General features: G+C 33.1%; 19 protein-coding genes. 10 read left to right on the top strand and 9 right to left on the bottom strand.

Going from position 1 to position 21,542, the window contains the following annotated elements:
- Positions 1–87: 87 nt before the first annotated feature.
- Positions 88–2,781, bottom strand: a complete 2,694-nt coding sequence (locus BSF42_RS08065) for a carboxypeptidase-like regulatory domain-containing protein (RefSeq protein WP_095952573.1) — start codon at positions 2,779–2,781, stop codon at positions 88–90.
- 51 nt (positions 2,782–2,832) lie between these two features.
- Entirely contained in the window at positions 2,833–3,717 is an 885-nt protein-coding gene (locus BSF42_RS08060; RefSeq protein WP_095952572.1) for a GLPGLI family protein, read from the bottom strand.
- 224 nt (positions 3,718–3,941) lie between these two features.
- Between BSF42_RS08060 and BSF42_RS08055 the strand changes: the two genes are divergently transcribed.
- A complete protein-coding gene (locus BSF42_RS08055) occupies positions 3,942–4,745 on the top strand; it encodes a hypothetical protein (protein WP_371615381.1) in 804 nt (267 codons plus the stop codon).
- Entirely contained in the window at positions 4,745–5,359 is a 615-nt protein-coding gene (locus BSF42_RS08050; protein WP_095952570.1) for a deoxynucleoside kinase, read from the top strand. The genes BSF42_RS08055 and BSF42_RS08050 overlap by 1 nt, the downstream gene beginning before the upstream one ends.
- Before the next feature lie 184 nt (positions 5,360–5,543).
- Here BSF42_RS08050 and BSF42_RS08045 read toward each other — a convergent pair whose 3' ends face one another.
- The 5 genes from BSF42_RS08045 to BSF42_RS08025 form a co-directional block, all read right to left on the bottom strand.
- The gene (locus BSF42_RS08045; protein ID WP_095952569.1) at positions 5,544–8,090 is read right to left on the bottom strand and encodes a sodium-translocating pyrophosphatase; all 2,547 of its coding nucleotides are present in this window, start codon (positions 8,088–8,090) and stop codon (positions 5,544–5,546) included.
- A 112-nt stretch (positions 8,091–8,202) separates the two neighbouring features.
- Complete coding sequence (locus BSF42_RS08040; RefSeq protein ID WP_095952568.1) at positions 8,203–8,733, bottom strand: inorganic diphosphatase; 531 nt, start codon at positions 8,731–8,733, stop codon at positions 8,203–8,205.
- Between the two features lie 133 nt (positions 8,734–8,866).
- Positions 8,867–9,466, bottom strand: a complete 600-nt coding sequence (locus BSF42_RS08035) for a DNA-3-methyladenine glycosylase (protein ID WP_095952567.1) — start codon at positions 9,464–9,466, stop codon at positions 8,867–8,869.
- A gap of 223 nt (positions 9,467–9,689) precedes the next feature.
- A complete protein-coding gene (locus tag BSF42_RS08030; protein ID WP_095952733.1) occupies positions 9,690–12,191 on the bottom strand; it encodes a DUF5686 family protein in 2,502 nt (833 codons plus the stop codon).
- Between the two features lie 70 nt (positions 12,192–12,261).
- The gene (locus BSF42_RS08025) at positions 12,262–13,239 is read right to left on the bottom strand and encodes a pyruvate dehydrogenase complex E1 component subunit beta (protein WP_071636151.1); all 978 of its coding nucleotides are present in this window, start codon (positions 13,237–13,239) and stop codon (positions 12,262–12,264) included.
- Between the two features lie 499 nt (positions 13,240–13,738).
- Here BSF42_RS08025 and BSF42_RS08020 point away from each other — a divergent pair, with 499 nt between their 5' ends.
- The 4 genes from BSF42_RS08020 (at position 13,739) to BSF42_RS08005 (ending at position 17,372) form a co-directional block, all read left to right on the top strand.
- Positions 13,739–14,485, top strand: coding sequence for an electron transfer flavoprotein subunit beta/FixA family protein (locus tag BSF42_RS08020; protein ID WP_095952566.1), 747 nt, complete (start codon positions 13,739–13,741; stop codon positions 14,483–14,485).
- Between the two features lie 157 nt (positions 14,486–14,642).
- The gene (locus BSF42_RS08015) at positions 14,643–15,611 is read left to right on the top strand and encodes an electron transfer flavoprotein subunit alpha/FixB family protein (RefSeq protein WP_095952565.1); all 969 of its coding nucleotides are present in this window, start codon (positions 14,643–14,645) and stop codon (positions 15,609–15,611) included.
- Between the two features lie 165 nt (positions 15,612–15,776).
- Positions 15,777–16,400, top strand: coding sequence for a bifunctional nuclease family protein (locus BSF42_RS08010; protein WP_095952564.1), 624 nt, complete (start codon positions 15,777–15,779; stop codon positions 16,398–16,400).
- 120 nt (positions 16,401–16,520) lie between these two features.
- Entirely contained in the window at positions 16,521–17,372 is an 852-nt protein-coding gene (locus BSF42_RS08005; protein WP_095952563.1) for a thymidylate synthase, read from the top strand.
- 41 nt (positions 17,373–17,413) lie between these two features.
- Here BSF42_RS08005 and BSF42_RS08000 read toward each other — a convergent pair whose 3' ends face one another.
- A complete protein-coding gene (locus tag BSF42_RS08000) occupies positions 17,414–17,710 on the bottom strand; it encodes an isoamylase early set domain-containing protein (RefSeq protein WP_095952562.1) in 297 nt (98 codons plus the stop codon).
- A 239-nt stretch (positions 17,711–17,949) separates the two neighbouring features.
- On the opposite strand from BSF42_RS08000, the gene BSF42_RS07995 reads away from it, so the two are divergent.
- From BSF42_RS07995 to BSF42_RS07980, 4 genes are all read left to right on the top strand, one after another.
- Complete coding sequence (locus tag BSF42_RS07995) at positions 17,950–18,294, top strand: 2TM domain-containing protein (protein ID WP_095952561.1); 345 nt, start codon at positions 17,950–17,952, stop codon at positions 18,292–18,294.
- An 11-nt stretch (positions 18,295–18,305) separates the two neighbouring features.
- A complete protein-coding gene (locus BSF42_RS07990; protein WP_095952560.1) occupies positions 18,306–18,788 on the top strand; it encodes a dihydrofolate reductase in 483 nt (160 codons plus the stop codon).
- A 572-nt stretch (positions 18,789–19,360) separates the two neighbouring features.
- Complete coding sequence (gene ubiE / locus BSF42_RS07985; RefSeq protein ID WP_095952559.1) at positions 19,361–20,092, top strand: bifunctional demethylmenaquinone methyltransferase/2-methoxy-6-polyprenyl-1,4-benzoquinol methylase UbiE; 732 nt, start codon at positions 19,361–19,363, stop codon at positions 20,090–20,092.
- Between the two features lies 1 nt (position 20,093).
- A complete protein-coding gene (locus BSF42_RS07980) occupies positions 20,094–20,798 on the top strand; it encodes a porin family protein (protein WP_095952558.1) in 705 nt (234 codons plus the stop codon).
- A 9-nt stretch (positions 20,799–20,807) separates the two neighbouring features.
- Here the strand turns inward: BSF42_RS07980 and BSF42_RS07975 are convergent, their stop codons facing one another.
- On the bottom strand, positions 20,808–21,536 hold the full coding sequence (locus tag BSF42_RS07975) for an RNA methyltransferase (protein WP_095952557.1): 729 nt from the start codon (positions 21,534–21,536) through the stop codon (positions 20,808–20,810).
- Positions 21,537–21,542 lie beyond the last annotated feature (6 nt).

Below are 21,542 nucleotides of genomic sequence, written 5' to 3'. Positions count from 1 at the left end.
TATAAAAATTTGGCTGTTAATATTAGCGTAAAGATATTCCATTCTTACTAAAAGAAGCGCCTTAATTTTAAAATTCGGACAATTATATTACAAATTGTATTTCATCGAAAATATAATATATCGAGGCTGTACAGTATATTGAGAAACTCTTGTTGAGAATTGCGAGAAGCTGTCATCGTTAAGATATTTCGTATTCAATAAATTGGTTGCTGACACTTTATATTCCCACTTACTATTTTTCTTTTGATAAATTAAGCTGGCACTTAAGAAATCATATTCGTTGTCAACCGTTTTATCTCCGTTGTAATAATGGTAAAATTCATACTCCGAAACAAAAGAGAAACTATCAAGGAAATAGTAATCTAATTTGGCAAATGGCTTATCGGTATAAAAAGTAGAACCGCTGTATTTGTTTACCAAAAGATTGTATCCAAATTCAATATTCGGCAGGTTTTTGTAATTTGTTGACGCTCTTACCGTATAACTCTGAACAAAACTTTCTGTAGTTCTTAATTCCTCATTCTGAATATTATTAAACTTTGACCAGTTCAAACTTGCATTTACCGAAGCTTTGTAATTCTTTAAAAATGATCGACCGTACGCTCCCATTCCAGAAAAAGTTTCATCGGCTAAATTGGAATTATAAGGTTCAGACGACTGATTAATTCCATCAAACTTAGCTTCTGTCTTAATAGCATCTACCTTTCTTGTATAAGTTGCGTTGGCAAAAATATTCTCAAAATTGAACATATTGTATTTAAAATAGCGAAGCGAATGTACTTGCGAGGTTGCATTTTCTAAAGTACGATTTCCACGAAATAAACTACTGTAATCAGACAAAACGTAACCAGCTGCCAATTGATTAATGTCGGTAAAATCGTTTGTCAAAGAGAAGTTATAAGTCAGCGTTTCTGATTTTTTGATTTGGTATAAAGCAAAAAAGTCAGGGAGTATTTTGGTGAAACTTTGAGAATAATCTGTTCCCTCCTGTCCGTTTGTCATTTGGTATGAATGCACACTTACACCCGGCGTCAATGTGAATTTCCCAGTCAAAATTTTATAGTGAAATCCCACAAAAGCATCATTAAAATTGTAATCTACATCATTATTATTTTCAGGATTATTCAAATCATTTCTTGTTCCATCATCCAGCATTTGAAAGATATGGGAATTAAAATTTTGGTACGAGTAAGTATTTCCTAAAGTAACATTAATATTGCTCTTTGGCGTGACCATATAATAGTAATCCAGTTTAGCATCCAGTTTATTGGTCTTTACAAAACGATTTTGGTTGTAATCGTTTCTGGCTTGTGCCGGATTTGTAACATACCCTGACAAAGCAAAAGGAAGTGTTTGCAAATTGGCATTATAAAACGGATTTTCGTCCTGATACAAATGCTGCATCTCAAAAGCAAAAATATTTTTATCACTTTGTGTATAATACAAACTCAAATTCTGATTAACAGATGTCGGATTTTGTTTTTTTGTTGTAAAAATATCTTCTGAAGTTGCAACATTTTGCACGATCTGCTCTCTAAACAAATCTGAGTATTCTTCCTGTTTGGTCAATTTTGTTAAGATATCATAATCAAACTGAAATTTATCGCTTGGTTTATAAGTCGAACTTAATTTAAAAAGACCTAAATTATTTTTTTGACTTGTACTTTCGTCACGTCTCTGCTGATCTCCAGAGTCTAAAATAGTAGTCTGTGATTTGGTTTCCAAATCTGTTTTTGAAGTAGAAAGAATTCCGAAACCACTTAAATTCCATGCTTTATTGACAGAATAAGCAAAGTTTGTTGCTCCAAATTTTGTTTCAATTTCTTTAGCTCGATTATTTCGAAGCAGTGAAATTCCTAAATCATTAGACGAAACATTAAAATTACTGCCTCCCTTTTTCATCATATTTTTAAATCCTCCGGTAAACTTAAAATAATCCTGTGCGGTTAAGGGCAATTCGCCAATATTATTAAAATTGGTGATCAAATTAATGCTGTACTTCGGACTATAATAAAATAATTTGGGATTTATTATATAACGACTATCGAGTTCTCCAACTCCAATTCCTGCCGTAACATCTCCAAACCAAAAGTTCTTTTTTCCGTCTTTTAGTTTAATATTCATCGCCACATTATCTTGATCATTTTCAAGACCTTTTAATGCGCCGACTTCGTTATAATTTCGTAAAACCTGAATTTTATCAATAGCATCTGCAGGGATGTTTTTGACGCCTAATTTTGTATCTCCGTCAAAAAAATCTTTTCCTTCGACCATTAATTTACTGACTTTTTTACCTTCAACTTCAATTTCTCCATCGGCATTTACCTCAACTCCCGGAAGTTTTTTCAAAACATCTTCCAGCTTTTTTTCGGTTCCAGTTTTGAAAGAATCAGCATTATAAACAATCGTATCTCCTTTAATAGAAACAGGCATTTCACGTACAATTTCAACACCTTCCAATTCAATTCCTGCGCCATCCAAAACAATATTTTGAGACATATTCTCCGCTTTGGTAGCAACTGTTATTTCTTTAGATTTCATTCCCAAATAACTTACCTTGATTGTATAAGCTGTGTTTGGTTTTAAAGTCAATTGAAATTTTCCTTTATCATTCGTGATTCCGTACGAATCCATCCCTTTTGTGGCATTATTAATAGCCATAATGTTGGCCATTTCCAACGGATTTTTTTGTTCATCCTGAATAAATCCATCAAAACGGACACTTTGGGAAAAGCAGATAGAAGTAAAAAGTAAGGCAAAAATAAAAAGTGTCTTATTCATTATCAGAATATTGGAATTTGGAATTTTGGAATTTGGAATTTTTAAAAAATTTTATCTTCCCATAGGAGGTGGTCCGCCTGCACGCCCGCGATTCATTTCTCTAAATTCTTCCATTTTCTTAACAACGGTTTCGTCGTAATCTTTCTGTGAGACTACTTTTCCTTTTTTAGAAGGTTTTATTTCCACTTTTTCTTTGGCATTCAAAACAATTTTAGAACATAAAATTGTAGTTGTTCCATCGTTTATTTCTAAAATTAAACCTGGAAGTCCCCAATAATTTTCAGGGCCTTGATTTACTGGAATTTCTGGTGTATACCAAGCTGTTACCAAAATTTCTTTTGGCATTTCAAAATTATCTGCAAAATTGGTTTTTGTTTCGCCAGAAGTCTTTTTTTCATCCTCTTTTTTATCATCCGTTTTTTTAGGTCTGAAATTTCTAAAATCGGTTTTACTAGGTTCTTTTACCGCTGTTGCCTTAAAACAATTATAACCACCTATTTGTTTGGTTTCCTGTTCTAATTTCCAGTTTAATTTTGGCAGCGAATCAACAACCAAAAATTCTTTACCCATAAATTCTTTATCAACCGTGTAAGACTTTGTTTTGACATCTTTGTAGAAAGTACCGCCGCCACCTGTCATAGAACCAAACATAACACGCATACCATTTTGCTGTCCAGGAGCGTCTAATTTTTCTTCTTCTTTGTAGATCGATGCCGATTTATCGAAATTTAAAATAAAAGTTTTCTCTAGCATTTTTTTCAAACGCTCTTCCATACTTTTTTGCATTTCGGGCGTAATATCTCTGTTGCCACGCATTCCCTCAAACTTTGGAGCTTGTGTTTTTGATTCGTAAACAGCCATTCCTTGAAAATCTTTTTGAGCTTGAATTTGTGTGCAGGCAAGCATCAATGACATATAAAAAAATATTTTCTTCATTTATTTTTCTTTAAAAGTGAGTAAATCCGAGAAAACTTACATTCAAATGTATTATTAATTTTAAAATCCTAAAAATTAAATAGATTAAAAGAGTCAGAGTATAGACAAAACCCGTTATTTTTTAGACTATTACAATTAAAAAAGGTTTAACTGATAAAAATGAATTTCTAAAGGGAGATTTTTGTAATTTGGTACTTTGTAAATCTATTTCAATGCCTAAAACTGTGCAAAAACTTTTATTCTTCTTATTCCTTTACTGCACTTTTAATGCACTGAACGCTCAGAATTCTATTCTAAATCCTATTTTAATTTCTCATTTTAAAAACAATTCGGACAAGTTTTTAGGATACGATTCTTTTGGTTATTCGTATCAAATTACTAATAATGTTTTCAGCAAAATAAAAGGAAAAGAAATTTTTGAGTATAAAAACGTTTCTCTTGGAAAAATAACGAAAGTTGATTTACAAAATCCGCTGAAAATGGTTTTGTTTTATGAAGATTTTAATAGTGTCGTTTTATTGGATAATCAATTGAATAAAATAACCGAAATTAATTTTTCGCAAAATCAAACGCCTATCGTAGTTGCCGCAATCGGAATGTCAACTCAAAATCAGTTATGGATTTACAATACTTTAAATCAACAAATTGGTCTTTTTGATTATTTAAAAAATGAATACAAAACCGTTTCAATTCCGCTGACAGAACCAATTAAATATTATCAGACAGACTTTAATACTTTTTATTGGATAGATAAAAATAACAACTGGTTCTCCTGCGACATTTTTGGCAAAATTACTTCATTGGGCAAGATTGATGCTTTTGATAAAATTGAAATAATTAATGCTACACAATATATTTTCAGTAAGGATAGTTTATTGTATTTAAAAAGGATGAGCGAGTCAAATATTGAAGTAATTTCTGAGATTAAAATTTTAGAAAAAACCTTTGACAATTTTTATTACAAAGACCAAATTTTATCTATTTTTACAGCTGCAGATATATTAAATTATAAAATCGTAACACCGTAATGCACATAGCAATAGCAGGAAACATAGGCGCAGGAAAAACCACCCTGACCAAATTATTAGCGAAACATTTTAAATGGGAGCCTCATTATGAAGATGTGGTTGACAATCCGTATTTAGACGATTTTTACCATCAAATGGAACGCTGGTCATTTAACCTTCAGATTTATTTCTTGAACAGCCGTTTTCGTCAAGTGCAGCAAATTCGCGAAAGCGGTAAAAAAATCATTCAGGACAGAACGATTTATGAAGATGCTTATATTTTTGCTCCCAATTTATATTCGATGGGATTAATGACAAGCCGCGATTTTGAAAATTATACTTCTTTGTTTGAATTAATGGAATCTTTGGTAAAACCACCAGATTTACTAATTTATTTAAGAAGTTCTATTCCTAATCTGGTTGGGCAGATCCACAAACGCGGACGTGAGTACGAAAACTCAATTTCGATCGACTATTTAAGCCGTTTGAACGAAAGATATGAAGCTTGGATTCAGACTTACACAAAAGGAAAATTATTAATTATTGATGTGGATAACATCAATTTTGTCGATAATCCGGAAGATTTAGGAAACATCATTAATAGAATTGATGCTGAATTAAATGGGTTGTTTTAGAAAACACTAATTTCATGAAATAACACGAAAATAAAAAAAAAGCCTCTAAATTTTTAGAGGCTTTTTTTGTTTTCCTAACAGGTTTTAAAAACCTATTAGGTATAATATTTTTTATTCCAATCTAATCCAAACTAATTCAAACTAATACCTAGCAGGTATTGGAAACCTGTTAGGATAGCTGAAATTATTGTGCTGTATTTATTTTTGCTTGAACTTCTTCTTCTGTTCCTTCGTAAACTTCTGTAGTTGTTTTTCCGTTTTCTGTTTTGGTAACAGTCCCAACTGTTTTGCCGTTATCATTTCTCAATTCAACACGAACAGATTTTTTTTCATATTTACTGGTATCAAAACAGTCTGTTTTTTGATATTTTCCCGTTGTGTCAAAATGTGCCAGACATTTAGCAGTTTCTTTTGGAGAGCAGCCTTTTTCTTTACACATTTTAATACATTCTTCTTTTGTCATTCCAGACATATCCCCGCATTTAGAAATTCCTCCTGCATGCAGTTCTGTTTTTGCGCAGCAAGAAGTTTTACCAGCAATATCTGACGGAACATTTCCTGAACCTAAAATAGGTGCAATTACCAAACCAATTAAACAAGTCAATTTGATCAATATATTCATCGATGGTCCAGAAGTATCTTTAAACGGATCTCCAACTGTATCTCCAGTTACAGCTGCTTTATGTGCGTCAGAACCTTTATAGGTCATTTCACCATTGATCATAACTCCTGCTTCAAAAGATTTTTTCGCATTATCCCAAGCACCGCCTGCATTGTTTTGGAAAACTGCCCAAAGAACTCCCGAAACGGTAACTCCAGCCATATATCCTCCTAACATTTCAGCAATTAACTGATTGTTATCTCCATAAACTAGCTTTCCTAAAAGAACAATAGCAATTGGAAAACCAATCGTTAAAATTCCTGGAAGCATCATTTCACGTAAAGCCGCTTTTGTAGAAATTTCAACGCATTTTCCATATTCTGGCTTTCCAGTTCCTTCCATAATTCCTGGAATTTCCTTAAACTGGCGACGGACTTCATAAACCATATCCATTGCCGCTTTTCCAACAGAATTCATAGCTAAAGCAGAGAAAACCACCGGAATCATACCGCCGACAAATAACATTGCTAAAACTGGTGCTTTAAAAATATTAATTCCGTCAATTCCTGTAAAAGTTACGTAGGCAGCAAATAATGCCAATGAAGTTAAAGCTGCAGAAGCAATTGCAAAACCTTTTCCAGTTGCTGCAGTTGTATTTCCAACAGAATCTAAAATATCGGTTCTTGTACGAACTTCTTTTGGTAATTCGCTCATTTCTGCAATTCCACCCGCGTTATCAGAAATTGGTCCGAAAGCATCAATTGCTAATTGCATTGCTGTTGTTGCCATCATTGCCGAAGCTGCCAGCGCCACTCCATAAAATCCTGCCAAAGCATACGAAATCCAGATTGCTGCAGCAAATAAAATTACGGTTGGAAAAGTCGAAATCATTCCTGTTGCCAAACCTGCAATTACATTTGTTCCTGCTCCAGTAGACGATTTTTGAACAATTGCCAATACTGGCTTTGTCCCTAATCCTGTATAATATTCTGTTACCGATGATATAGCACCCCCAACCACTAATCCGACCAATGTCGCGTAGAAAACACGCAATGACGAAATTGCTTTTGATCCTTCGCCAAAGAAACTCATCTGCATGGTTTCTGGCAGCATATATTGAACTAAAAAGAAACAAGCAACAGCTGTTAAAACAATTGAAACCCAGTTTCCAATATTTAATGCTTTCTGCACTTGGGCTTCTTTTGCATTATCATCTGATATTTTTACTAGAAGTGTTCCTATAATAGAAAATATAATTCCGAAACCGGCAATTGCCATCGGCAGTAAAATTGGACCAATACCGCCAAAGGCATCATTGATACTTCCGCCCATATCTTTTATAACATAATTTCCAAGTACCATTGCCGCTAAAACAGTTGCTACATACGAACCGAATAAATCGGCTCCCATACCAGCAACGTCTCCAACGTTATCTCCTACGTTATCTGCAATTGTAGCTGGATTACGAGGATCATCTTCTGGAATTCCTGCTTCTACTTTACCAACTAAATCGGCTCCAACGTCGGCTGCTTTGGTGTAAATTCCGCCTCCCACTCTGGCAAACAAAGCGATTGATTCGGCACCAAGTGAAAATCCTGCAAGGGTTTCCAAAACAACAGTCATTGTTTCAGTATCTTTCCAAACTCCGTCAGAAAAAAGATTAAAGAATATTATAAAAAAAGTCGTCAAACCTAAAACGGCTAAACCTGCAACACCTAAGCCCATTACGGTTCCGCCGCCAAAAGATACTTTTAATGCCTGCGGTAAACTTGTACGCGCCGCTTGAGTAGTTCTAACGTTTGTTTTAGTTGCTATCTTCATACCAATATTTCCTGCATAAGCAGAAAATAATGCTCCAAAAATAAATGCAATTACGATTAATAAATGTGTTTTTACACCTGGGATAAAAGTAATTCCTGCCAAGGCTAAACTGGCAATAATTACAAATATGGTTAATAGTTTATATTCGGCTTTTAAGAAGGCTAAGGCTCCTTCATAGATGTAATCTGAAATCTCTTTCATCTTACCGTCTCCAGCATCTTGTTTTAAAACCCAAGTCCTTTTTATTCCCATGAAAAGTAATCCTAAAACTGCCATTACAATTGGCAGATAAATCATAAATGCATTCATAATTTTTAATGGTTTTGGTTAATAGTCAACAATCTAACTGAAACGAATTTAAACAAAAAAGCAATACTCCTGACGGAAGTATTGCTTTTTTTATAATAGAACAGGGTAAAAATTATCTAATACTAAATAATCCCTCTGGTTTGTTTTCAATATCGTTAAAACGTTTTGTACACTCAGCAATAATTGCAAATGCCTCGTTAACATCTCCCCATCCTTCAACATCTACTTTTTTGTTTTCAAGATCTTTGTACACTTGGAAGAAATGCTCGATTTCTTTTACTAAGTGAGGATTCATATCTGATAAATCTGTTAATGAATTCCAGATTGGATCTGAAACTGGTACACAAATAATTTTCTCGTCTGGTCCTTTATCATCTGCCATGTGGAAAACACCAATTGGCTTAACTTCCATAACACATCCAGGAAAAGTTGGTTCGTTTACTAAAACTAATACATCAAGAGGATCACCATCAAGCGCTAAAGTTTCTGGAATAAATCCGTAATCAGCTGGGTACATCATTGAAGAGAATAACATTCTGTCAAAACGCATTCTTTTAATTTCAAAATCGTACTCGTATTTATTTCTGCTTCCTCTTGGTATTTCGATTAATACATCGAAAGTTGTTAATTTGTCTGCGGTCATTTTCGTTTTTTATTATATCTATAATTTCGCTTGCAAAAGTAACCAAAGAATCCTTTTTTACAATGAAAAAAGTACATTAATATATGAACTTTCTTCAATAATTAATATACTTTTCCATTTATATAACAGATAGTTAATATGTAATTTTCCTGTTTCGCTTATTTAAGTAGTAATGCCAGAGCAAATAGGTCGCATAAGAGCGATACGGACTCCATTGTGCAGCATGGGTTTCCATTTCCTGTTTGTCGTGAATATTCAGTAATTCTTTGATCGTATTTACGACTGCAATATCTCCTAACGGAATCAAATCTGGTTCTTGAAGGCAAAACATTAAATAAATATCAATTGTCCAGTTTCCAATTCCTTTTAGCTTAATCAGCTCTTCCCGAACTTCTTTTGCAGATTTTGAAGCTAAACTTTCAACATCTAATTCTTTATTTAAAATCGCTTCCGCTAAAATCTTAATGTATTTTGTCTTCTGACGGCTGACACCAAGATTTCGATATTCTTCTTCAAGAAGCACAATCATTGTTTCTGGATTACAAGTGGTGTAGGATTTAATTTTTAAGAATGTGGCTTTCGCCGAATCTATAGAAACCTGTTGTTCGAGAATCAACAATACCAAAGTTTCAAAACCCTGCGGACGCTTTGGAATTGGCGGTAATCCGTATTTTTCGATAATTTCTCGAAATATTGCATTTTTATTGGTTAAAAAATCAATTGCTTCCTGCATGGTTTTTACTTTAAATCTATTTCAAAATTAGAGAAAAAAGAATCTCGCAAAGTCGCAGAGACGCAAAGTTTTTTTTGCTCGCAGATTTTTCAGATTGAGCAGATATTTAATTCCAGTTAAACTTTAAAATCTGCATGAATAAAATATCAGCCATAAAAAAAGCCGCAAAGAATTTAAACCTTTGCGACTTTGTACCTTTGAATCTTTGAACCTATATTTATACTTAGAAATAGAATCCAAAAGATCCTTTTATAGCAAATTTATGAGCGTCTGGCATATCTAGATAATTTCCTCTCCAAGAAAAATCAATTCTAAAAACTTTGAAGATATTTCCAATTCCGGCGTTATACTCCCAATATACTTTTTCAGGAGCATTATATGGTAATCCAGAAGCATTAATGGCGCGATTAGCATCAGAAATTGTTCCATGAACTGCCCTAACACCAATAAACTCTCTCCAATTCAATTTTCTCATAAAAGGAATTCTGGCAAATAATCTTCCGCCAAAATCATGATTCCATTGCAAAGTAGTATATTGATCTGTTACGAATTCGTAGAAATTAAGGTTACTAAAAGTATTTTCAATCGTAAAATAAGTTTGGTTACCCGGAATTACACTCATTAATCCTAACGGAATTGTTCCAAATGTTTTTCCCGTTTCTACAATAATATTTGATCTTCCTAAAGGCCCAATTATGATAGGCTGTTTGTAAAAAATCTGTATTTTTTCGTAAGCAAAATCACTGTCCATAACTCCTTTTAGACCGTAACTAAAGTTCACAAAGAAATGACTAAAAGGGCTGTCAACTAAATCTCTCTCCACACCGTAACCAATTGTTTTACGATTTGGCATATATTCAAATTGAATATTGGCTTCTGTCTGCTTTACATCGCTTTTTACAACTCCCGTCGGATTTGCTGCAGTTGGCAGTGTTGTATAATAATCTAAACTAAAAGTTTTCGAAGCCGATTCTAATGTTCGATAGGAGAATCCTGCCGAAACAATAAAATTCTTTTTGGCCTCCATTTCTACAGAAAGATTGGTCAAATTAATATTGGTCAGTTTTCCGTTGCTTCCAGTTGTAAACAAAGCAGAAGAAGCAAAACTTCGTCCTAAAACATCATTTGTAGTGGTTAAACTGGCACCAATTTGTTCAATGTCACGCCTGTTTCCTCCAGAAATAATTACTCGGTTTTTCTTATCGACCATCCATTTTCCAGAAAGTCCGTATTTGAATTTATTATCGTCAAATCCGTATGCTGTATAGGCTTGTATACGCCAAGGGTCGTTTGGTCCAAAATAAGTTCTTCCTCCTACTCTTAGTCGCAAACCTTCCACTTCATTATAACCAAAAGTGGAATAAATAGGTCCGTAATCGAAATTCTTAAATTCGACATAACCACTTCCTAAAATCGAGACGAGATTATACAATTGCTTAAATCGCTTGACGGTCTGTAAAGTATCCAGCATTTTATAAACACCTGCTTCGTCTTTGTTTAGCTTCTCAAAACGATTTTCTTCCCAAAATTCAGGCGGTCGTTCATAGACGGCATTGTCTATAAAATTGACTTCTTCCTTATAAAATTTCTCTGGTTTCTGAATATTAAATTTATGATTGCGATACAATGTCGTTCGTTTTCCATAAACTCCTTTTGATTTTTCTTTTTTATTCAAAGCAAAATCAGACATCATATAATCGCGGGTTAAAAGGAAAACAGAATCGTTATCTACTTCAAACTCCTGTTCAATATAAATATCTTTTACCCAGTTAATATTGGCACTTTTAGTTACGCCCATATTAATTTTTTTGATGGCAAACGTGGTATCGTTGACCCAAAAATCTCCTTTAAAAGTCAATTCGTTTTTACGTCTTGGATAGAAAACAATATTGTAACACCATTTTTTATCGATATACGCACTGTCTTTTAATACATAATTGTAAACATCAATTCCGGTTTTTGAAAGCGGACTTGTGAAACTTTTATCAAAAAATTTAAGGTGGTTATCGTAAATATTGTAGTCTGAATAAAGATCTTTTACAAAAGATAAAATCTGCTGATTTCCATTGAAACCTGACATTTTATTCCCAGTAAGATTTTCTTTTACTTTCTTTAATTTATTATCGCCGTAAACATCATAAACCGATTCATTGATGAAAATTGGAAGATATGTTTTCCCCGTAACATCCGAGGTATCAACATGATTAAAGATAAATTCCATGCCTTTAAAAAGTTTGTTTTTCATGAAGGCACTATCAATAGTATTCATATCAAACTCTACTTTTTCGTACTTCTGCATTTGATATTGATTAAATTGGTAAAGTCCGTTTTTACGCTTTCTTTCCCAAATTTTTCTCAAAATATCTAGTGCGGGATTATTCTTTTTAGAAGTTTTACCCGTAAAAATTACAACTTCATTAAGTGCTTCGGCTTCGCCTAAAACAATTTTAAAATTATAATTTACTGCTTTTTCTAAAGGAACTTCTTTATCTGAAAAACCTGCCGAGGTTACTAATAATGCTGTATAGGTATTTGGTGATTCTAAGTAAAAACGACCGTCTTCATTAGAAACAATTCCGGTGTTTGAACCTTTAAAAACAACATTTGCAAATGGTATCGGCTGATTAGATTTGTCCAAAACAATTCCACTCACTTTCGTCTGTGCAGTAGCAATAGTCGCAAATGCGAATACAAAAAATAGGCTGAGTAAAATTATTCTTTTCATCATCTGGGCAAAAAAAAACTTCATCAATTAACAATGAATGATGAAGTTTTGTGAGTATTTTAAATATGTATTATTTGTACAATACTTTTTTAACTGCTTTTACTACATCACCAGCATTTGGCAACCAGTCTTTTAGCAATACTGGCGAATAAGGTGCTGGAGTATCTGCAGTTGTAATACGTTGAATTGGCGCATCAAGGAAGTCAAACGCCTGCTCTTGAACGATATATGTAATTTCAGAAGAAATACTTGCAAATGGCCAAGCTTCTTCAAGAATTACTAAACGGTTTGTTTTTTTAACCGATTTAAGAATTGCATCTTTATCCATTGGACGAACTGTTCTTAAGTCGATAATTTCACAAGAAATTCCTTCTTTAGCTAATTCATCAGCTGCAATAAAAGCTTCTTTGATAATTTTTCCGAAAGAAACGATAGTTACATCTGTACCTTCACGTTTAATATCAGCAACTCCTAATGGAATTGTGTATTCTCCGTCTGGCACTTCACCTTTGTCACCATACATTTGCTCAGATTCCATGAAAATTACTGGATCGTTATCGCGAATTGCAGATTTTAAAAGTCCTTTTGCATCATAAGGAGTTGAAGGAACAACAACTTTAAGACCTGGAGTATTAGCAAACCAGTTTTCTAAAGCTTGTGAGTGAGTAGCTCCTAATTGACCTGCAGAAGCTGTTGGTCCACGGAAAACGATAGGTACATTAAATTGTCCTCCTGTCATTTGACGCATTTTAGCAGCATTATTTATGATTTGATCAATACCAACTAAACAGAAGTTGAATGTCATATATTCTACGATCGGACGATTACCGTTCATCGCTGAACCTACTGCAATCCCTGTAAAACCAAGCTCAGCAATTGGAGTATCAATTACTCTTTTTTCGCCAAACTCCGCAAGCATTCCTTTTGAAGCTTTATAAGCTCCGTTGTATTCTGCAACTTCTTCGCCCATTAAATATATGGATTCATCGTGACGCATTTCTTCACTCATCGCTTCGCAAATGGCCTCTCTAAATTGTATTGTTCTCATATTTATATTGTATGTTGAATTTTCTGAAGAGCAAAAATAAATATTTTAAATAACTTAAAAGCATAAATTGAATTTAAAATCGCACGAAGTTCTTTCGTTCTTTAGCTTTTAACTTTTTAATGTTAATTGTGATATTTACGAAATCGATATAATACCGTATAATTAACACTTAATTGCTCAAAACTATTTTTTATACAAACTTTAATCTATTTGTGTAATTCCCGTTTCTCCAAAACTCATTCACCAAAACGCAAGATTTAAAAGAATAGTATTTTTAAGACAAGAAATTAACAGTTCGAAATGCTCCAATATTGCAATATTCCTAACAATCAGGCAAAATGGTTCGTTTTTCAATTTAAGATTCCGATGAAAATCATTCGAATCCATATAATCTGCGAAATCGTAATAGTTTTGAAAAATATTATGCACGCATAGTATAATTATTCCAAATTAAATTCTAAATTTGTAAAAGCATATTATAAATTCAAAATATATACTTATGAAAATACTAGTTTGCATCAGCCATGTGCCTGATACTACTTCAAAAATTAACTTTACTAACGGTGATTCAGAATTTGATACAGCCGGCGTACAATATGTAATTAACCCTAACGACGAATTTGGACTTACACGTGCAATCTGGTTCCAAGAACAACAAGGTGCAAATGTAACGGTTGTAAATGTTGGAGGTCCTGATACTGAACCAACATTGCGTAAAGCTTTGGCAATTGGTGCTAACGAAGCAATTCGTGTGAATGCAAATCCTACTGATGGCTTTTTTGTTGCTAAACAATTGGCTGAAGTAATTAAAAACGGAGGTTACGATCTTGTAATTGCAGGAAAAGAATCTTTAGATTACAACGGTGGAATGGTCCCAGGAATGATCGCTGGAATTTTAGGTTCTAACTTCTTAAATTCTTGTACAGCTTTAACTGTTGACGGAAATAATGTAAAAGCAGTTCGTGAAATCGACGGTGGAAAAGAAACGGTAAGCACTACTCTTCCTTTAATTATTGGCGGACAAAAAGGTCTTGTTGAAGAAAAAGATCTGCGTATTCCAAACATGAGAGGAATTATGACAGCAAGAACTAAAGCTTTAACTATTCTTGAGCCAGTTGACGCTCCTTCAAATACAAAAGCGGTTAAATTCGAAAAACCAGCTCCGAAATCAGCAGTGAAATTAATTGCTGCAGATAATTTAGATGAGTTAATCAATTTACTACACAACGAGGCTAAGGTGATTTAAGATTTCAGTCCCGAAGTCTCGGGATAGATTTTAGATTGCAGAACGCAATACTAAATCTAAAATCAACATTTGATCACTTCAAAATCTAAAATCAATAATCATTTTAGATTTCAATTTTAAAAAATCTGAAATCTAAAATCTAAAATCTAAAATTATCATGTCAATATTAATATATGCAGAATCTGCAGAAGGAAAATTTAAAAAAGTAGCTTTCGAATTAGCTTCTTACGCAAAAAAAGTAGCCGAAAGTTTAGGAACAACTGTTACAGCTTTAACTGTAAACATTAGCGACGTAAGCGAATTAGCTAAATACGGAGTTGATAAAGTTTTAAAAGTAAATAACGATAAATTAGCTGGTTTTACTGCTAAGGCTTACGCCGATGTAATCAAACAAGCTGCTGAAAAAGAAGGAACAAAAGTAGTTTTACTTTCTTCAACTACAGATAGCATCTACCTTTCATCATTAGTTTCGGTATCATTAAATGCTGGTTTTGCTTCAAATGTTGTGGGGTTACCAGTGAGTACTTCTCCATTTCAGGTAAAAAGAAATGCTTTCTCAAACAAAGCTTTCAACATTACACAAATCGATACAGAGGTAAAAGTTCTTGGTTTAGCTAAAAACTCTTATGGAATTTTTGAAAGTGCAGGATCTGCAGCCGAAGAAGATTTTAATCCATCAATTGGAGAAAATGACTTTGGAGTAAAAGTAGAATCTGTTGAAAAAGTTTCTGGAAAAGTTTCTATTGCAGATGCTGATATCGTAGTTTCTGGCGGACGCGGCTTAAAAGGTCCAGAAAACTGGGGATTAATTGAAGATCTTGCTGCTGTTTTAGGCGCTGCGACTGCGTGTTCTAAACCAGTTTCAGATTTAGGATGGAGACCTCACAGCGAACACGTTGGACAAACAGGGAAACCAGTTGCAACCAACTTATACATTGCTGTAGGTATTTCTGGAGCTATTCAGCACATTGCTGGTATTAACTCATCAAAAGTAAAAGTGGTAATCAATAACGATCCAGAAGCTCCTTTCTTTAAAGTTGCGGATTACGGAATTGTTGGTGATGCTTTTGAAATCGTACCGCAGTTAACAGAGAAATTAAAAGCTTTTAAAGCGCAACATTCTTAATTCAAGAATTCTCTTCAAAAATATTTGCTGCCTAAAAACAAGATATTGTATCTTTGTTTATAGGCAGCTTTTTTGTTCCATATTTTTTGATTAAAATTGCAGCTTTATTTTTCAAACAAAAAAAGCAATAAAACAAGGCTCTAAGTGCCTTTTTTACAAACATATATGAGTCTAGTAAAATTATCTATAAAAGGAATTTCATACAGTCAAACTCAAAACGGCGCTTATGCCTTAATTTTGAACGAAGTTGATGGTGAACGAAAACTGCCTATTGTTATTGGTGCTTTTGAAGCCCAGTCGATAGCTATTGCCTTAGAGAAAGAAATAAAACCACCACGCCCGTTAACACACGATTTGTTTAAAAACTTCGCAGAAAGATTTGACATAGTGGTAAAACAAGTTATAATTCACAAATTGGTTGACGGTGTTTTTTATTCAAGTTTAATCTGTGAAAGAGATAAAATTGAAGAAATTATCGATGCCAGAACTTCTGATGCAATCGCTTTGGCATTGCGTTTCAGCGCTCCGATTTTTACTTATAAAAATATTTTAGATAAAGCGGGAATTTATTTAAAGTCAAATACCGCAGATACCGATCAAGGTTCTCAGGAAATTGACGATGTACTTTCTAACCCTGAAACTTTTGGACACGAAGAAGAAACCAATCAATCTGGAGAAGTATATGCGAAACATACTTTGCAGGAACTGAACGAACTTTTGGATCAAGCCGTTTCTCAAGAAGATTACGAAAAAGCAGCAAAAATTAGAGACGAAATCTCGAAAAGATAATTTTATGGCTTTAAGCCATAGGCATTAGGCTGTAAGCTTAATGCGAAAAACATAAAAAAATCCAAGCTGTAAGCATTTAGGAAAAAGCCTAAAGCTTAAAGCCTAAAGCTTAAAGCAATCATGAAGCAATACTTAGATTTAGTAAAACACGTTTTAGAAAACGGAAACCAAAAAGGAGACAGAACTGGAACTGGAACAAAAAGTGTTTTTGGTTATCAAATGCGTTTTGATTTAAGTGAAGGTTTCCCAATGGTTACAACCAAAAAGCTCCATTTAAAATCGATCATTTACGAATTGCTTTGGTTTTTAAAAGGAGATACGAACATAAAATACCTGCAGGAAAACGGAGTGAAAATCTGGGATGACTGGGCAGATTCCAATGGTGATTTAGGACCAGTTTACGGACATCAATGGCGTAACTGGAACAGTGAAGAAATTGATCAGATTACTGAATTGATTACCGAATTAAAAACAAATCCAAACAGTCGCAGAATGCTGGTTTCAGCATGGAACCCTTCTGTTTTGCCAGATACTAAAAAATCTTTTGAAGAAAATGTGGCTAACAACAAAGCCGCTTTGCCTCCATGTCATGCCTTTTTTCAGTTTTATGTAGCAGCTCCAGATTTGGAGAAAGGCGAAACTAAAGGAAAATTGTCTTGCCAGTTGTACCAAAGAAGTGCTGATATTTTTTTAGGCGTTCCTTTTAATATTGCTTCTTATGCATTATTAACGATGATGATTGCACAAGTATGCGATTTAGAACCGGGTGATTTTATCCACACTTTTGGCGATGCGCACATTTACAATAACCATTTTGAACAGTTAGAACTACAATTGACACGTGAGCCAAAACCATTACCAAAAATGATTTTAAATCCAGATATTAAAAACATTTTTGATTTTGATTTTAATGACTTTACATTAGTAGAATATGATCCGCATCCTGCCATAAAAGGAAGTGTTGCTGTATAATTATAAAAAAATCCGCTTTAAAAAAATTAAAGCGGATTTTTTTATACAACTAAAACACTATTTTCACTTCCGGCATAATCATTCCATTTATAGAAATCTGCTTCTGGATCATTTACATAAGCACCGTCGATTACGTACTTAAATTCGTAAATCGCATCTTTAACCAAATCGTAAGTAGCTTTAAAAGTTCCGTTTTTTAACTTACTTAGAACTCCTTCTGAAGGATCCCAGTTGTTAAAATCTCCAACGACTGCTGCCGAATCAGCATCTTTGGCATCTATAGAAAATGTTACTTTACAAACTGGCTTCGTTTTGATAAATTGTTTCTTCAAAGACATAACTATTTAGTTTTTAGATTTATACATCTAAAATTAAATAAAATCGACCAAACTCGCACCAATACTCTAATCGATTTGTCATAATATTAAAAACAGCGTGCTATTTTAGCTTTATCCATAATTTAAGGTACTTAAAATTCTTCATTTCAAATTCTCAGATACTTTTTAAACAAATATTCTACTTCCAAAATATTGACTTTCAAAAATAAGTTTTAACTTTATAATCTGATTTTTATCTTATGGAAAAAGAAGTACACGAACAATACGAATATGCTAGAAGAAGATTAAGGCAAAAAAAGATCTTATATTTTCACTTTGTTCTTTTCCTGCTGGGAAGTTTGTTTTTATTTATTGCCAATAGATTTTTTGGTTTTGGACAGGGAACAACTCAAAACTGGTGTATTTGGGGTATTACAATCTGGCTTTTTATTTTTATTTTACATTTTATAAAAGTTTATATCACAGACCGTTTTATGAATAAAAAATGGGAAAGAGAACAAGTGGACAGATTGGTTGCTTTACAGCAGAAAAGAATCAGCCAGCTTGAATCTTCTATTAATGAAGAGAACGAAAATAAAATTTAGTTAAAAATACCATGATTATAATGATAGCGGCAGCAGCCGAAAATAATGCGCTTGGAAAAAACAATGAATTAGTATGGCATCTGCCAAATGATTTTAAACGATTTAAAACACTTACTACAGGTCATCATATTATTATGGGAAGAAAAACTTTTGAGAGTTTCCCAAAACCATTACCAAATCGTGTGCATGTTGTGATCACTCGTCAGGAAAATTATCAGCCAGAAGGATGCATTGTTGTAGACAGCATAGAAAAAGCACTGGCAGTATGTCCAGAAAATGAGGACACTTATATTATTGGCGGCGGAGAAATTTACAATCTTGCACTTCCCTTTACAGATATAATAGAATTAACAAAAGTTCATCACAGCTTTGAAGCGGATACTTTTTTTCCGAAAATCAATAAAAGTGAATGGACTTTGGTAGAATCTGAAGAAAATCAAAAAGACGAAAAGCATCTTTACGATTATACTTATGAAACTTACATTAGAAAATAAATAAAAAAAACATCCTCTTGTAGGAGGATGTTTTTAAAACGATTGATTTTTTAGACCTGACTTACTCAAGAATAGTTTTGTTTAAAAATCACAAATGTCATAAACATTTGAATAACTGAATAACATTTAATGTTATTGAGACAGAGTCTCAAAGCCTTTAATAACAAATACCACTAAGATATTAAAGGCAGAAAATTAAAATTTCCAAAAACAAATTTAATCCTAAGAACGTATTTTGCACTATAAAAAAGTATTTCCCCCCAAGAACAATACTTTACAAAACTTTTTCAAGAACAAATGAAATTACAAGTGCAAAAAGTAACCATCTGCTTAAGTCTTTTGGTACTACCAATCATTAAAACTTTAATCATTTTTACTTTGACAAAGTTGCTTATAAAAGAGAGACTGGACAATACCGCGTTTTAGTGGTTTTGTCAAAATACCTAGATTTAGGGATGCCGGATTATCTCAATAATTAGTTTTAAAATAAATCATTGAAAACATTTATTTTACAAATTAAAAAACTCAATTACAGTTAAACTAGATTGTTTATATTTGCCTAAATAAAAAAAATGTCTGAAAAAATAACTCCGTATAAAGACTCTTCACTAGGAAAAAAAGAGCAGGTAACCCAAATGTTTGACACCATTTCTGGGAATTACGATAATTTGAATCGTGTCATTTCGTTTGGTATTGATGTAAAATGGCGTAAAAAAGTATTAAAAATAGTTTCAGACAAAAAACCAAAGGTAATTTTGGATATTGCTACAGGAACTGGTGATTTGGCTATTTTACTGTCTCAAACAAATGCTGAAAAAATTATTGGCTTAGATATTTCTGCCGGAATGCTGGAAGTTGGAAAAAAGAAAGTTCAGGAAAAAAACCTTTCTAATACTATTGAATTAGTTTTAGGGGATTCTGAAAATATGCCTTTTGAGGATAATTATTTTGATGCTATAACTGTTGGTTTTGGTGTGAGAAACTTTGAAAATTTGGAAAAAGGTTTTGCCGAAATCTTAAGGGTTCTTAAACCAAATGGTGTTTTTGTGATATTAGAAACTTCGGTTCCAGATAAATTTCCTTACAAACAAGGTTATACTTTTTATAGCAAAAATATATTACCGCTTATTGGAAAGTTATTTTCTAAAGATAATGACGCCTATGGTTATTTATCTGAATCTGCTGCTGCTTTTCCTTATGGAGAAGCCTTAAACAATATTTTGAGAAAAACTGGGTTTATAGATGTTGTGGCAATGCCTCAAACTTTTGGTGTCGCAACGATTTATTCTGCATCTAAAAAATAGTATGAAAAAAGCTGTAATCTTATTTTTGTTGGTCTTAGCGACAAAAGGGTATTCTCAATTTGCTAAAAATATGTTTAGCAAAGACCCTATTATTAACCTTGAAAACTTTCAGAAGCAGCGTGTCTACTTTGGATATTATTTGGGTTTCAATAGTTTTGACTTTAATTTTGATTACAAAACCCAGCAGGATATTCAGGTAAAGAAAACTACTGGATTTAATGTTGGTGTTGTTGCCGATTTGAGATTGCAGGAATACGTAAGTCTTCGTTTTGAACCTGGTTTATACTACACAAAACGTGATTTATATTTCCCGAATTTCACTTCCGAAAATGATTATTTAAGAGAAGTAAACAGTACTTATATCCATTTCCCTTTATTGTTGAAATTTTCTGCCTTACGAACAGGAAACATTCGTCCTTTCTTGGTTGGCGGTGTGTCGACAACTTTAAATTTATCGAGTAATGCTAAATCTAAAGACGATAACTTTGAACAAAAATTCAGAGTTAAACAATGGACAGCCGCTTATGAATTAGGTGTAGGAATTGATCTTTTTACAGAATATTTTATTTTCTCTCCTTCTATTAGAGGAATGTTTGGAATTACAAATGAACTGATTCGTGACAATCCTGGTCAGGCAAGTGGATGGACAGACAACATCGATTCGATGAAATCCAGAGCTATTTTAATAAATTTTACTTTTCATTAAAACAAAATCTTAACTCTTTCGTTTAAATTCACTAAGAATAATTGCTGTTGCAGTAGCTACATTTAAACTTTCGGTTTTTTGAAGCTCTCCAAATCTAGGAATTGTCAGGCGGCTGGTTACTGTTTTTTCAATCTCTTCTGAAATACCATTGGCTTCATTACCCATAATAATGATCCCATCTTGAGGTAATTCTGATTGATAAATATTAGCTCCGTCCATAAAAGTTCCAAAAACTGGCAGTTTAGTTTGAGCAAGAAAAGATTTTAAATCAACATAATTTATGTTTACTCTCGTAATCGAACCCATTGTTGCCTGTACAACTTTTGGATTGTAAATATCTACTGTTTCTTTAGAACAAATTACTTGTTTAATACCAAACCAATCGCAAAGACGTAAAATAGTCCCCAGGTTTCCAGGGTCCCTAATATCGTCTAAGGCCAGAATTAAACCTGAATCGATTATTTTCTTTTCGGCGGGAATTTTAAAAACAGCCAAACAAGTATTTGGAGTTGTTAAAGCACTTATTTTTTTTAGTTCTTGTTCATTAATAAGAGTATGTTTTGAAGTTTGAACTGCTTCGAAATCATTTAATGTAGTGTATAAATGTTCTAATTCAAAATTGGATTGCAGCAATTCTTGAATTACTTTTACTCCTTCAGCAAAAAATAATTGATTAGCAAAACGCTGCTTTTTTTGATGTAAACTTGAGATAAGCTTTATTTGGTTTTTACTAACCATAAAATA

The organism is Flavobacterium sp. ACN6 (genome assembly GCF_002304005.1).
Taxonomy (GTDB): domain Bacteria; phylum Bacteroidota; class Bacteroidia; order Flavobacteriales; family Flavobacteriaceae; genus Flavobacterium.
The sequence above is the reverse complement of the archived record's forward strand: the minus strand, read 5'-3'. Positions and strand labels throughout refer to the sequence as shown.

Bases quoted from the DNA above. Each gene is read 5' to 3' on its own strand.
- BSF42_RS08065 (WP_095952573.1), bottom strand. From the start codon at position 2,781: ATGAATAAGACACTTTTTATTTTTGCCTTACTTTTTACTTCTATCTGC.
- BSF42_RS08060 (WP_095952572.1), bottom strand. From the start codon at position 3,717: ATGAAGAAAATATTTTTTTATATGTCATTGATGCTTGCCTGCACACAA.
- BSF42_RS08050 (WP_095952570.1), top strand. From the start codon at position 4,745: ATGCACATAGCAATAGCAGGAAACATAGGCGCAGGAAAAACCACCCTG.
- BSF42_RS08045 (WP_095952569.1), bottom strand. From the start codon at position 8,090: ATGAATGCATTTATGATTTATCTGCCAATTGTAATGGCAGTTTTAGGA.
- BSF42_RS08040 (WP_095952568.1), bottom strand. From the start codon at position 8,733: ATGACCGCAGACAAATTAACAACTTTCGATGTATTAATCGAAATACCA.
- BSF42_RS08035 (WP_095952567.1), bottom strand. From the start codon at position 9,466: ATGCAGGAAGCAATTGATTTTTTAACCAATAAAAATGCAATATTTCGA.
- BSF42_RS08030 (WP_095952733.1), bottom strand. From the start codon at position 12,191: ATGAAAAGAATAATTTTACTCAGCCTATTTTTTGTATTCGCATTTGCG.
- BSF42_RS08025 (WP_071636151.1), bottom strand. From the start codon at position 13,239: ATGAGAACAATACAATTTAGAGAGGCCATTTGCGAAGCGATGAGTGAA.
- BSF42_RS08020 (WP_095952566.1), top strand. From the start codon at position 13,739: ATGAAAATACTAGTTTGCATCAGCCATGTGCCTGATACTACTTCAAAA.
- BSF42_RS08015 (WP_095952565.1), top strand. From the start codon at position 14,643: ATGTCAATATTAATATATGCAGAATCTGCAGAAGGAAAATTTAAAAAA.
- BSF42_RS08010 (WP_095952564.1), top strand. From the start codon at position 15,777: ATGAGTCTAGTAAAATTATCTATAAAAGGAATTTCATACAGTCAAACT.
- BSF42_RS08005 (WP_095952563.1), top strand. From the start codon at position 16,521: ATGAAGCAATACTTAGATTTAGTAAAACACGTTTTAGAAAACGGAAAC.
- BSF42_RS08000 (WP_095952562.1), bottom strand. From the start codon at position 17,710: ATGTCTTTGAAGAAACAATTTATCAAAACGAAGCCAGTTTGTAAAGTA.
- BSF42_RS07995 (WP_095952561.1), top strand. From the start codon at position 17,950: ATGGAAAAAGAAGTACACGAACAATACGAATATGCTAGAAGAAGATTA.
- BSF42_RS07990 (WP_095952560.1), top strand. From the start codon at position 18,306: ATGATTATAATGATAGCGGCAGCAGCCGAAAATAATGCGCTTGGAAAA.
- ubiE (WP_095952559.1), top strand. From the start codon at position 19,361: ATGTCTGAAAAAATAACTCCGTATAAAGACTCTTCACTAGGAAAAAAA.
- BSF42_RS07980 (WP_095952558.1), top strand. From the start codon at position 20,094: ATGAAAAAAGCTGTAATCTTATTTTTGTTGGTCTTAGCGACAAAAGGG.
- BSF42_RS07975 (WP_095952557.1), bottom strand. From the start codon at position 21,536: ATGGTTAGTAAAAACCAAATAAAGCTTATCTCAAGTTTACATCAAAAA.